The organism is Flavobacterium sp. KH_001 (assembly GCF_057840745.1).
In genome coordinates this window covers 4,626,857-4,641,601 of sequence record NZ_CM174520.1, presented here as the reverse complement: position 1 = coordinate 4,641,601, position 14,745 = coordinate 4,626,857, and the positions used below count along the sequence as shown (strand labels likewise).

At 34.6% G+C, this 14,745-nt stretch carries 6 protein-coding genes; all 6 read left to right on the top strand.

Features of this window, described 5'->3' with window-relative positions:
* The first annotated feature begins 57 nt into the window (after window positions 1-57).
* The 6 genes from AC3ITQ_RS19685 to AC3ITQ_RS19660 all read left to right on the top strand — a co-directional run bounded on the left by AC3ITQ_RS19685 (window position 58) and on the right by AC3ITQ_RS19660 (window position 14,734).
* Window positions 58-3,009, top strand: coding sequence for an FAD-binding and (Fe-S)-binding domain-containing protein (locus AC3ITQ_RS19685; RefSeq protein WP_489235826.1), 2,952 nt, complete (start codon window positions 58-60; stop codon window positions 3,007-3,009).
* 209 nt (window positions 3,010-3,218) lie between these two features.
* Window positions 3,219-5,423 (top strand): alpha-galactosidase, encoded by a 2,205-nt coding sequence (locus AC3ITQ_RS19680; protein ID WP_489235825.1) that lies wholly within the window; start codon window positions 3,219-3,221, stop codon window positions 5,421-5,423.
* A 281-nt stretch (window positions 5,424-5,704) separates the two neighbouring features.
* Window positions 5,705-8,443 carry a substrate-binding domain-containing protein gene (locus AC3ITQ_RS19675; RefSeq protein ID WP_489235824.1) on the top strand — a complete coding sequence of 913 codons (2,739 nt, stop codon included), beginning with the start codon at window positions 5,705-5,707 and terminating at the stop codon, window positions 8,441-8,443.
* Window positions 8,444-8,673: 230 nt separating this feature from the next.
* Complete coding sequence (locus tag AC3ITQ_RS19670; RefSeq protein ID WP_489235823.1) at window positions 8,674-10,032, top strand: sugar porter family MFS transporter; 1,359 nt, start codon at window positions 8,674-8,676, stop codon at window positions 10,030-10,032.
* Window positions 10,004-11,602: a glycoside hydrolase family 32 protein gene (locus AC3ITQ_RS19665; RefSeq protein ID WP_489235822.1), complete on the top strand. Its 1,599-nt coding sequence runs from the start codon at window positions 10,004-10,006 to the stop codon at window positions 11,600-11,602. Before AC3ITQ_RS19670 ends, AC3ITQ_RS19665 begins: the two co-directional genes overlap by 29 nt.
* A gap of 18 nt (window positions 11,603-11,620) precedes the next feature.
* Entirely contained in the window at window positions 11,621-14,734 is a 3,114-nt protein-coding gene (locus AC3ITQ_RS19660; RefSeq protein ID WP_489235821.1) for a SusC/RagA family TonB-linked outer membrane protein, read from the top strand.
* The last annotated feature ends 11 nt before the right edge of the window (window positions 14,735-14,745 follow it).

The following is a 14,745-nucleotide window of genomic DNA, read 5'->3' as shown; positions in this document are numbered from 1 at the left end:
ACAAAACCTTGGCGACTTTGCGCCTTTGTGGCGAAATTTATATAATAAAGTATTAAAATGAATGATAATAATATCCTTTCCAGGAGTTCTATTAATCTTGAAAGTTTAGAGAAACAATTAGAGGGTAAATTATTTTACGATCATACCATGCGTTTGCTCTACGCAACTGATGCCAGCGCTTATAAAGAAATGCCTTTAGCGGTAGCGATTCCGAAAACAAAAGAAGATATTCGAAAAATTATCGCTTTTGCAAGAGAGAATGGCAGCAGTGTAATACCTCGTGCAGCCGGAACTTCGCTTGCGGGTCAGGTGGTTGGAAACGGAATTATAGTTGATATTTCGCAGGAATTCACCAATATTATATCGGTAGATCAGGCTAATAAATCAGCTTGGGTAGAGCCGGGAGTAATTCGCGATGAATTAAATCTTCATTTAAAATCATATAAATTATTTTTTGGCCCGGAAACGTCAACCAGTAATCGTTGCATGATTGGTGGAATGGTCGGAAACAATGCCTGTGGCGCAAGATCTGTTATTTATGGATCTACACGTGAGCATTTATTAGAAATTAAAGGTTTTTTGGCTGATGGTAATGAAGTCACGTTTGGTTCTTTGACCAATACTGAATTTGAAGATAAATGCAACGGAATCAATGTTGTGAGCCCTTTAGAACAAGCAATTTATGTTCAGGCAAAAGAAATATTATCTTCTGAAAGTAATAGAACTTTATTTGAAGATAATTTTCCGAAGAAAACAATTCCGAGAAGAAATACAGGTTATGCTTTAGATTTATTGGGAGATGCTATGCCTTTTTGTAATTCAGATGAAAAATTCAATTTTTGTAAATTAATAGCAGGATCTGAGGGGACTTTATTCTTTTCCACCGCTATAAAATTAAATTTAGTTGATGCTTTAAAACCGTATGCAGCTTTAGTTTGTGTTCATTTTGAAAGTATCAATGAATCGCTTAAAGCGAATATAGAAGCTTTGAAATTCAATCCGGATAGTGTTGAGTTAATTGACCATTATATTTTGGAATGTACCAAAGAAAATATAGAACAAAGCAAGAATCGTTTTTTTGTAAAAGGAGATCCTCAGGCTATTTTAGCGGTTGAATTTTTAAGAGATTCACAAGAAGAAATTGATGCTGTTGCGAAGGAAATGGAAGCTTTGATGCGTTCTAAAAATCTGGGCTATCATTTTCCGATTGTTTATGGTGATGATACTAATAAAGTTTGGACGTTAAGAAAAGCGGGGTTGGGGTTATTATCTAATATTCCCGGCGACGCAAAAGCCGTTGCTGTAATTGAAGATACTGCGGTAGATGTTAATGATTTACCTGATTTTATCGAAGATTTTAATGCAATATTAAAAGAAAGAAATTTAAACTGCGTTCATTATGCGCATGCAGCCACGGGAGAATTACACCTTCGTCCCATTATTGATTTAAAAACTAAAGAAGGAACAGCACTCTTTAGAACCATAGCGACAGATATTGCCCATTTGGTGAAAAAATATAAGGGATCTTTAAGTGGAGAACATGGTGACGGAAGACTTCGAGGAGAATTTATTCCGCTGATGTTAGGTGAAGAAATTTATCAATTGTTTATTCAGATAAAAGAAGTTTGGGATCCCTGGGGCGTTTTTAATCCGGGTAAAATCGTGAATACACCACCGATGGATTCTAGTTTAAGATACACAGCGGGTCAGGACACGCCAATGCCGGAAACGTATTTTGATTTTTCAGAAAATAACGGAATCCTGCGAGCTGCCGAAATGTGCAACGGATCTGGAGATTGCAGAAAAACAGAAAAAAGCGGTGGTACCATGTGTCCGAGTTATATGGCGACGCGTGATGAAAAACATACTACCCGTGCAAGAGCCAACATTTTGAGAGAAACCATAACGAATTCAAAAAAAGAAAATAAGTTTGATGATGAAAATCTTCTGGATGTACTTGATTTGTGCTTAAGTTGTAAGGGCTGTAAATCAGAATGTCCTTCTAATGTTGATATGGCAAAGCTAAAAGCTGAAACATTACAACAATATCATGATAAAAATGGAGTGAAATTTCGCTCGAGACTAATAGGGAACACACCAAAAATAAACCATTTGTTTGCCTCAATTCCGTGGGCTTATAATTTATCTACTAAAGGTTTATTAGGGAATATCATCAAAAAATCAACTGGTTTTGCAACAGAGAGAAAATTGCCTTTAATGCACAAAATTACTTTTGCCAAATGGATAAAAAATTACATTCAGGAAGGAGATTTTATAAATGGTATAGTATATCTTTATAATGATGAGTTTCTGAATTATTATGATGTAGAAATTGGTCAGACAACGGTAAAGCTTCTGAATCGTTTAGGTTATTTGGTTGAAATTCCTAAAATAGGTATAAGCGGAAGAACCTATCTATCAAAAGGAATGCTAAAAGAAGCTAGAGAAATTGCAGAAAAAAATACTCAGGATTTTGAGAAAGCGATTCCCGAAGAGGGTTTGTTAATCGGAATTGAACCTTCTGCAATATTAACGTTCCGTGATGAATACCCTGATTTATGTCGTGGCGACTTAAAAGCAAAAGCAAAATTATTTGGAACAAAAACTTTTTTAATCGAAGAGTTTTTAGCCAAAGAATTAGAAGCGGGAAGAATCACCTCTGATAGTTTTTCGGATAAAATAGAAAGAGTTAGAATGCACGGACATTGTTTTCAGAAAGCTTTATCGTCATTGGTACCACTAAAGAAAATTTTAACGTTACCAAAGAATTATACTGTTCTGAATATCCCGAGTGGTTGCTGCGGTATGGCTGGATCTTTTGGTTATGAGAAAGAACACTATGATATTTCGATGAAAATAGGAGAACTGGTTTTGTTTCCAACCATCCGTTCTGAGGAACACGCAACATTGATTTCTGCATCAGGAACAAGTTGCAGGCATCAAATTGCAGATGGTACAGGACGCAAAGCACAACATCCGGTAGAGATACTTTATAATGCTTTAAAGTAATTTTTAGTACTGGATAAATGCGGAAGAGACTATACTTTTAGATGATAAGAAAAGTAATATATTGTTAAAAAAATTAAGTTTTTTCTATTTTTGAAGATATTTAGGATTTGATTCCTATTTTTATTTCTTAAAGAAGTCTCGATAATATAATATAGAGCTTCTTTTCGAAATAATGTTTATCAACTAAAAAAGTAAATAGATATACTTAAATGAAAAAACAATTTATAACCTTAACAAGTTCTTTTACAGTAGTTTTTTTTATTCTAACGAGCTATAGTAGTACAATAACCGCACAACAAATTATCTCAGTAAAAACAAAAAGCAATGCACTTGTTTTAAATGTAAGTCCGGGAAAAGAAGTAAACACTATTTATTTGGGAGAAAAACTGGCAAATGATTTTGAGTATGAAAAAATTCAGGGACAGTTTCGTCAGGGAGCAGATTATTCGGGAATTTATAATGCAGCCTATACACCATCAGGATCTAAAAACTTACTAGAACCTGCAATATCTGTAACACATGCTGATGGGAATACGTCATTAGATTTGTTATATGTATCACACAAAACGACAACGGTAAGTACAGGAATTTCGCAAACAGAAATTACCCTTAAAGATCCCATATATCCTGTTGAGGTTCATCTGTTTATTCTTGCCTATTATGACACAGATGTTATCGAACAATGGACCACAATTCAGCACGGTGAAAAAGGAAATATTACTTTAAATAAGTATGCTTCTGCAAATTTATATTTGAAAGGCTACAATAATTTTTGGCTAAACCAATATCATGGTGAATGGGCAAGAGAAATGCAGCCTGAAGAAACAAAACTGACACACGGAATTAAGGTTTTAGACACAAAACTAGGTGCTCGCGCTAATTTATTTCAGCCGTCAGTATTTATGGTTTCTTTGGATAAACCAGCTACAGAAAACGAAGGAAAAGTTTTGTTTGCAGGTTTAGAATGGTCAGGGAATTTTAGAACCGATTTAGAGTTGGATCCATTAAATAATCTGCGTGTTATTTCGGGTATTAATAACGCTGCTGCAGCTTATTCATTGCCTAAAAATGAAGTTTTTACAACACCAAAATTTTGGTATACCTTATCATCAAAGGGAAAAGGATATGCAAGTCGTAATTTACACGATTGGTCAAGAAATTATAAAATATTAGACGGTAAAGGAAACCGCATGACATTGCTGAACAACTGGGAAGCGACTTATTTCAACTTTGACGAAGATAAACTTAAAGTGCTTATTGCTGACAGTAAAAAATTGGGTGTAGATATGTTTTTATTGGATGACGGGTGGTTTGGAAACAATTATCCCCGTAACAATGACAATGCAGGTTTGGGAGATTGGGAGGTAAACAAAAAGAAGTTACCAAACGGAATTGGAACTTTAGTAAAAACGGCTAAAGATAATCAGGTAAAATTCGGAATCTGGATTGAGCCGGAAATGGTCAACCCTGCAAGTGATTTATATAAAAAACATCCGGAATGGGTTATCAAACAACCGGGAAGAGCAGAACATTATTTCCGTAATCAGTTAGTTTTGGATTTATCAAACCCAAAAGTTCAGGATTTTGTTTACGGTATTGTAGATAATCTTTTTACCGAAAATCCAGAATTGGCTTATATCAAATGGGATTGTAATGCCGTAATTTATAACGCATATTCCAGTAATCTAAAAGATAAGCAGAATAATTTTTATACCGATTATGTAAATGGACTATATAAGGTATTAGAACGAATTCGTGTAAAATATCCAAAAGTGCCAATGATGCTTTGTTCTGGCGGAGGAGGTCGAGTAGACTATGCAGCCTTGAAATATTTTACTGATTTTTGGCCAAGTGACAATACCGATCCCTTAGAGCGTGTATACATACAATGGGAATACTCGTATTTTTATCCGGCGCTTACCATTGCGGCACACGTTACCGATTGGGGTAAACAGCCGATTAAATACCGTACTGATATTGCCATGATGGGAAGATTAGGTTTTGATATTGTGGTTAAAGATCTAAATGAAAAAGATTTAGCTTTTACCCAAGAAGCTATAAAAAATTATAAAGCACTAAGTAACACAATCTGGCAGGGTGACCAGTATCGTTTGCAAAGTCCGTGGGACAATGATGCCGCATCGGTAATGTTTGTCAATAAAAATGGAAACGAAGCAGTGGTATTCAGCTATTCTGTTAACTCCAGATATGAAGCTGGAACACATCTTCCAGTTAAATTAAAAGGACTACAATCAGACTTAAATTATAAAGTAGAAGAAATTAATATTTATCCTGGTAAAAAAGCAGCCGTACAAACTGCTGTTTATTCAGGTGATTTTTTAATGCAGATTGGTATTAATCCAAATGTTACAGCGTCAAATAGCAGCGTTGTATTGAAAATCACCAAGAGCTAGAATAAATTTCAATTTATAAAGGAGTTAGAAAATTACTAAAGAGAAAATAAAATGTTTACCTACCAAAACTTAAGATATTAATTTTAAGTTTTGGTAGGTAAACATTTATTCTTTAAATATAACTACACCAAATTTGTACACATTAAATAAAAGTTTAATTTTACTTTTTCAAAATAGATTTCCTTCTTGCTTGTCATAAAAATAATCCTTCCTAATTATTTTGACAATCGGTGTTTCAAGAAGATAGTTTCGAAATTCATTTTCATTAAACTCAAAATCCCATGTGTCAATTTGTAAAATATATTTTGATGCTTTTTTTGGCATCCCTAATTTTAACTTCCTGTAAACAAAAACAAGGAAATAAAATCAAAGTCGGGTTTTCTCAGGCCATGACTACCGACGACTGGCGCAAGCAAATGAACAGCTCTATTAAGATTGAAGCTTCGTTACGACCTGAAGTTGATCTGACCATTAAAGACGCTAATAACAATATCGAGAAACAAATTGAAGATATAGAACGATTCATTTCTAATAAAGTAGATGTTATTATTGTTTCGCCAATTCAATCTAAACCTTTAACGGCAGTTGTCGAAAAATCAATAAAAGCCGGAATCCCGGTTCTTGTGGTCGACAGAAAAATAGAAGGCGAAAATTATACTGCATATCTTGGCGCTGATAATATTGAGATTGGCAGAATTGCTGCCCGATATATTATTTCGCACAGTAAAGGTTCTGGTAAAATTATTGAAATTACCGGAGCAAATGGTTCGTCGCCAGCGTATGAACGTAGTCTGGGATTTGAGCAGATAATCAATGAAAACAAGCGTTTCAAAATAGAAAACACCATTCATGGCGATTGGGAGGGTGAATCTGTTAAAGCGCCTTTGAAAACGATTCTATTGCAAAATCCCGATATTGAATACATTTTTGCCCATAATGACCGAATGGCTTTAAGTGCCTGGGAAACAGCTAAGACCGTTGGATTAGAAAAGAAAATTAAATTTATAGGAGTTGATGGACTAAATACGGTTAATGGCGGAATAGAATTGGTGAAAAACGGTGTTTTAGACGGAACCATTTTATATCCGACAGGCGGAAACGAAGCCCTGAAGTTAGCTCTTAAAATGTATAATAAAGAACCTGTCGCTAAAAATAATATACTGAATACCATTGTAATTGATGAAAATAATGCAGAGATTATCGAAAATCAAATGGACAAGGTCGATCAGCAACAAGCGGTCATTGAGTCACAGCAAGGAGCAATAAATGTACAGGAAAGAGAATATGCTTCTCAGAACAATCTGGTAAGACTACTAAGTTTTTTCCTGGTGATCATTTTGAGTTTGACGATTTACAGTATTTATTCGACTATTTCTATTTCAAGAAAGAAAAAACAGCTTGAAAGAATTAACCAGACTGTAATTGATCAGAATAATGAAATTCAGGAAATGGCAAAAATTGCAGAAAGAAGTAATGAAGCAAAATTGAATTTCTTTACCGGACTTTCGCATGAATTTAAAACACCCATAACTTTGATCATGAGTTATGTGGAGTCCTTAATAGAAAACGAAAAAATCAAAGGAACTGCACTTATTGATGAGGTAAAACTGATTCATAAAAATTCAAATCGATTACTCAGATTAATAAACCAGCTGTTGGATTTTAGAAAAATCGAAGAGCAAAAATTTACCTTAAGAGCTTCGAATACTAAAATCTATGATTTTTCAAATGAGGTGATGACCAATTTCAAAGGCGAGGCTGCCCGCAGAAATATTGATTTTCAGCTTACCTGCAAAAATAAAAATCTGGAAATATTTATTGATAGGGGTTTGATGGATAAAGTGTATTTCAATTTGCTTTCAAATGCTTTTAAATTTACTCCCAATAACGGAAAAATTAGTATTTCGATTATAGAAAATCAGGACAATACAGTTAAAATTAGTTTTAAAGATTCCGGAATTGGAATACCTGAAAATGAATTGTCGAATGTTTTTAATCCCTTTTTCAGAGCATCAAACAATAATAAGAATAGTTCCGGAATTGGACTTCATTTGTCAAAAGAATTTGTGCTATTGCACCAGGGAACAATCGAATTAAAATCGAAACAAGGAAGCGAGTTTGTGATTACGCTATTAAAAGGAAACAGTCATTTACAGCCTTCTGAAATGATTAATAAAGCTGAAAATCTAAATACAGCTCCAAATTTAATATCGGATAATTTAGATATAGAAACAGATTTAAATGAAGCAAATGTAATTTCTGAATCAGAGAAACATACTCTTTTGATTATAGAAGATAATAGCGATTTGGTAACATTCTTAAAGGCCAAATTAGCGAACGAATATCTGGTTCATACTTCTGATGGAAGTGATGCAATTGAAAAAGCAATGGAAATTGTTCCTGACATTATAATTTGTGACATTAACCTGGTAGACAAAGACGGTTACGAAATTAGTAAAGAATTGAAAAAGGATTTACGTTCGTCACATATTCCAATTATTATTTTAACAGCTCAAAGCAATAAGGAATCTGTTTTGAAAGGCTTGCAAAGCGGAGTAGATCAGTATCTTACAAAGCCTTTTAGTCTTTCTATTTTAAAACAATCTATTTCAGGTTTACTTTTCAACAGAGAAAAACTTCGTTATTATTATACCAATAATATATATCGCATTGAGCCTGAGTCTAAATTTGGTAATCAGGAACAGTCCTTTATTACTAAAATGAATGATATTATTAAAATGAATGTCGAAAATCCTAAATTCTCAGTTGAAGATTTAGCCGATAGGCTTGGTGTTTCTCGCGTTCAGCTGTACCGAAAGGTAAAAGCTATTATCGGAATCAACATCAGTGATCACATAAATAATGTAAAATTGGAGAAAGCAGCTGAGCTTTTAAAGGCTAATAATATGAATATTTCTGAAATTGCATATTCACTTGGATTCTCTTCACCAAATTATTTTTCTACAGCTTTTAAGAATAAATTTGGAATTTCACCAAAGGAATACAAATCTTCAAATTAACAATGGTTTGAAATTGATACAATTCGTGTATCAATTTTAAACCAAATGTAACAAAATCGAAACTACACGGTTTTCGTAAATAAATTTTAAACTCTGTAAAGCCTTGTAAATAAAGCTTTTGTTGTTTAAATGCTAATCCATCAGTATTTATAGAATTAAATTGTAACATCATTAAAAATAAGTTGTTTTTTTTGCGGATATCTTAGCAACAAGTTTTTAATACATGTACAATGAATAAGATATTGATTTGGTCTGTTACTGCTGCACTGGCAGGTTTTCTATTCGGTTTTGATACCGTAGTTATTTCTGGAGCTGATAAACAATTACAGCTTCTTTGGCATTCATCTGATGCGTTTCATGGATCTGTTGTTATGGCAATGGCACTTTGGGGAACAGTTGTAGGTGCTATTTTTGGAGGAATTCCAACTAATAAAATAGGTCGTAAAAAGACATTATTCTGGATCGGAATTTTATATTTCATTTCAGCTGTAGGTGCTGCTTTTGCAAATGATCCTTTCGTATTTGCTGCTTTCAGATTTATTGGAGGTTTAGGTGTTGGTGCTTCTACTATTGCTGCTCCGGCCTATGTTTCTGAAATTGCTCCGGCAGACAAGCGCGGACGCTTAGTAGCCTTATACCAGTTTAATATTGTACTGGGGATTTTAATTGCCTTTATCTCAAACTACTTTTTAAAAGATATTGGAGAAAATGCCTGGCGTTGGATGGTAGGGGTTCAGGCAATTCCATCTTTTATTTATATACTTTTTATACTTACAATCCCGGAAAGTCCAAGATGGTTATTGTCTAAAAACCGAGATGAAGAAGCGCGCAAGGTGTTGTTTCAAATAGATCCAACAGCAAATCTCAAAGATATCATGGATGAGTCTAGAGAAAATGGTGTGACCAAACATGAAAACATCTTCATGAAAAAATACCGTTTTCCATTAATATTGGCTTTCTTAATTGCATTTTTTAATCAGTTCTCTGGAATCAATGCCTTTTTATATTATGCGCCAAGAATTTTTGAAGAAGCTGGTTTAGGACAAAACACAGCTCTTTTAAGCAGTATCGGAATTGGAATTACGAATCTTATCTTTACTTTAATCGGAGTAGCATTAATCGACAAATTAGGAAGAAAGTTGTTAATGTACATTGGTTCTATTGGATATATTATTTCTTTAGGGTTAGTATCTGCTTCGTTTTATTTTAATTGGGGAGGATTATCAGTACCTATTTTCCTTTTCTTATTTATTGCTTCTCACGCCATTGGGCAAGGAGCTGTAATCTGGGTTTTTATCTCAGAAATCTTTCCAAATCATATCCGTGCATCGGGACAGGCTTTTGGAAGTTCAGTACACTGGGTCCTGGCAGCAATTATTCCATCGTTGATTCCGATGTTGTTTTCAGAAATAGGTCCGGAAGTCGTATTCTTAATTTTTACATTAATGATGGTGTTGCAGTTACTGTTTGTAATTTTTATAATGCCGGAAACTAAAGGAATATCCTTAGAAGTTTTAAGTGAAAATCTAACCAAAAAAAATATCAAAAAAAATGAAATCAATGAAACATCTACCGCTGGCATTTTATAGTGCTATACTAATATCTATAGCAGGCTGTAAACCATATTCGGCTGTTGCACAAAATACAACTGTTTCAGTTTCGACTTCTGCCGAGGAAAAAATGTATCGCCCTAATTTTCATTTTACGCCAAAAAAAGGATGGATGAACGATCCTAACGGGATGTTCTACGCAAACGGTTATTATCATTTATTCTATCAGCATTATCCTGACGGAAATAAATGGGGACCAATGCACTGGGGACATGCGATTAGTAAAGACTTGGTTAAATGGGAAGAACAACCAATTGCTATTTATCCGGACAACGATAAATATATTTTTTCAGGAAGTGCTGTTGTAGATACAGACAATACTTCAGGTTTAGGTACTGGTAAGACAGCTCCAATTGTAGCGATTTATACGCTGCACGATATGACAAAAGAAAAAGAAAACAAAATTGATGTTGAGCAGCAGGATATTGCGTATTCGAATGATAATGGTTTTACATGGCAGAAATTTAAGGAAGGAAATCCTGTCGTGAAAAACCCTGGAATTCGTGATTTTCGTGATCCAAAAGCGACCTGGGATGAAACACACAAACAATGGATATTGGTTTTAGCCGCTCAGGATCGATCTCAGTTTTACAAATCAAAAGATCTTAGAAACTGGGAATATTTATCTGATTTCGGAAAAAATATTGGAGCTCACGGAGGTGTTTGGGAATGTCCCGATTTCTTTGAGATAAAAGTGCAAGGCACAAATGAAACCAAATGGGTTTTAATACAAAGTTTAAATCCAGGTGGAGCCAACGGAGGTTCAGGAACACAATATTTTATAGGAGATTTTGATGGAACAACTTTTACGTTAGATTCTAATTTTGCAAAAAGAGTAGAAAAAGAAAAAGCCGTTTGGATCGATTACGGAAAAGATAATTATGCCGGTGTGACCTGGAATAATGTTCCGAGTGCTGACGGCAGACGATTGTTTATTGGATGGATGTCTAATTGGGAGTACGCACAAGATGTACCAACTAATACTTGGAGAAGCGCGACGACAATTGCACGTGAAATACAGTTAATTAAAAAAGGAAATGATTATAGTCTGGTTAGTAATCCGGTTAAAGAAATCAATAAATATGTTTCTAAAACAATCAAAGGGAAAAACCTTAAAGGAAAAGGAAATCTTTCAATTTTAGAACCGGGAAAAATTGATTTAACTCAAGCCATTGTCAATTTTAATTTAAAAAACTTAAAACAGGATACTTATACGATTACGCTTTCAAACGTAGCCGGAGAAGCGTTGACTTTCGGATTAAATAATTCAGATCATTATTTATTTCTGGATCGTTCGAAGGCAGGAAAAAATGATTTCTCAGATAAATTCGCTTCCACAATAACCAAAGCGGCTTTAGAAGGAAATCAAAAAGAAGGTGCTTTTAAAATCATTTTAGACAAAACCTCTATCGAAATATTTTACAACAATGGAGAAAAAGTAATCACCGAAATCTTTTTCACAAACCAGCCATTTACTTCTCTGTCGGTTTCTTCAAACGAAGGAGTTGAATTGAGCAACCTCGTAATTAACCAATTAAATATAAACTAACTAAAAACCACTAACCTCATGAAAAGTAAAATTATTTATTTTCTATTTTTCTTCTTTCCAATGCTGATGATGACAGCGCAGGAAACAGGAATTAAAGGAATCGTAATTTCGTCCGACGATGGAATGCCGCTTCCGGGAGCAACCGTACTTATTTCGGGTACAAATACGAGTACCGTAACAGATTTTGATGGAAATTTTTCTTTCGGAAATATAAATTCAGATGCTGTAATTGTTGTTTCTTTTATCGGATACGCACCGCAATCAATTCCCGTTAAAGGACAAAAAACAGTTACTGTAACTTTAAAAGTAGACAACAACCAACTAAATGAAGTGGTTGTTACTGGATACTCCAAACAAAAGAAAACAGATATTACCGGAGCAGTAGCGGTTGTAAACATGAAGGAAGTCATGAAACAACCGGAGCCAAACCCAATTAAAGCGTTACAGGGAAGAGTAGCGGGGGTGAAAGTTTCGTCTGACGGATCTCCGAGCGGAGGAAATACAAAAGTTGTAATTCGTGGAGTAGGAACTTTAAATAATACAGATCCTCTTTATGTAATTGACGGAATGCCTACTAAATCAGGAATGCATGAATTGAACCCGAATGATATTGAAACGATTCAGGTTTTAAAAGATGCTTCTTCGGCAAGTATTTATGGTTCACGTGCTTCAAATGGAGTAATTATAATTACTACAAAGAAAGGAAAAGAAGGTAAGATGAGAATCAATTTTAGTACTTATACTTCTATTTCTGATTATTCAAGAAAGTTGGAGGTGTTAAATGCAAATCAATTCGGGCAGGCTTTATGGCAGGCGAATGTTAACGACGGATTAAATCCAAACAATAATAATCTGCGCTATCAATTTGATTGGGAAGTTAACAATAATAAACCGCAATTAAATAAAGTTTTAGTTCCTGAATATTTAGATGCAGATCAAACTCTGAAAGCATCCAATACAGATTGGTATGATGCCATTTCGCAAACAGGAATTGCTGAATCTTATGATTTATCTGTATCAAACGCATCAGAAAGAGGAAACTATGTTTTTTCTTTGGGCTATTATGGAAGTGAAGGTGTTGTGAAAACAACTGACTTTGAAAGAATCTCTGCCAGAATGAATGGCTCTTATAAATATTTTGATGGTAAACTGGTTATTGGAGAAAACTTTAGTTTCAATCGTACCAATGAGGTTACAGATCCCGGAGTACTAGATCCGGCACTTCGTGCCTTGCCAATTATTCCGGTGCATACTGTTGACGGAAAAGGCTGGGGCGGACCAGTGGGTGGAATGAATGACAGACAAAATCCGGTTCGTCTTTTAGAATATAATAAAGACAATAATTATGATTATTTACGTCTTTTCGGAAATATGTATGCCGATTTAGAAATTATCAAAAACCTTCACATCAAAAGTAGTTTTGGTATTGATTACGGATTTTATAAAAAACGTACCCTTCAAAGAAGTTATAAGTCCGGGTATTTGCAAAACGATCAGACATCTGTAACTATTGATGAGTCAGTGAGCGATAAATGGACATGGACCAATACAGCAATTTACAGCCTGAATTTCGGAAAAAGTAATCTGAATTTAATGGCCGGAACCGAGATGTATAAAGACGTTTTTGACAACACAACTTTGCGTAAAAATGACTTTTTAATTGAAACCCCTGATTATATGTATCCTGATGCTGGAACCGGAGAATCGTTTACAAGCGGAACTTCAACAGTATATTCATTGCTTTCGTATTTTGGAAAAGCGGACTATGAGTTTGACAATCGTTATTTGCTTTCAGCTACAATTCGTCGTGATGGTTCATCTCGTTTTGGTAAAAACAATCAATTCGGAACCTTTCCGGCAGTTTCTGCAGGATGGAGAATCAGCAATGAAAATTTTATCAAAAATAGTGCACCTGTCTTTTCAGATTTAAAATTACGTGCTGGTTGGGGGCAAACCGGAAATCAGGAAATCAGTAATACTGCAGTCTATAGTTTGTATTTGGCTAGTTATGCAGGTGGAAGTCCAACCTGGGCAACTTCTTACGGAACAGCTTATGACATTGCAGGAAACGGAAACGGATTACTTCCTTCTGGTTTTATCGCAACACAATCTGGAAATGATGATTTAAAATGGGAAACTACTACGCAAACCAACATTGGTTTAGACTTCGGATTATTCAAACAAAGATTAAGCGGTTCTGTTGATTATTATATCAAGAAAACCGAAGATATCCTGGTTTTACCTCCTTATTTAGGAGTAATTGGCGAAGGAGGAAATCGTTGGGTAAATGGTGCTTCGATGGAAAATGAAGGATGGGAAGTTACTTTAGGATACCACGATGAAACATCATTTGGATTGAAATATGATATCTCTGGAAATATTTCGGCAAACAAAAATAAGATAACACAATTACCAGATGAAGTAAGAAATAATTATGGTGGAGACGGATTAAATGATAATATTTTAGGTAGACCAATTAACTCTATGTATGGTTATGTTACAGACGGACTGTTTAAAAGTCAGAACGAAGTTGATAACTCGGCCAATCAGGAAGGAAAAGGCCTGGGGAGAATTCGTTATAAAGATTTAAACGGAGACGGAACCATTACCGATAAAGACCGTACCTGGATTGGAAATCCAAATCCGGGTCTGTTGTATGGATTTAATTTAGGACTAGGATATAAAAATTGGGATTTCACTACTTTCTGGGAAGGAGCAAGTGATGTTGATGTAATTAATAATTCCAAATACCAGACTGATTTTTGGAGTGTGGATGATGTAGGTTCAAACAAAGGAACCCGCTTACTTAACGCCTGGTCTTTGGATAATCCAAATTCTACTATTCCTGCTTTAACAACGGTAGATAGAAATGCAGAATCAAGATTTTCAACTTATTATGTAGAAAACGGAAATTATCTTAAACTGCGTGTTTTACAATTTGGATATAGTTTACCAAAAGATTTATTGAAAAAGATGAATTTTGAAAGTTTCAGATTTTATGTTAGTGGACAAAATTTACTGATTATTGATGCTAAAACTTTCACTGGTGTAGACCCTGAAAATGCTGCAAATGCAGTATCTGGATACCCGCAGCCAACGACTTTTACAGTAGGGCTTAATTTTACGCTATAATAAAAAGATTA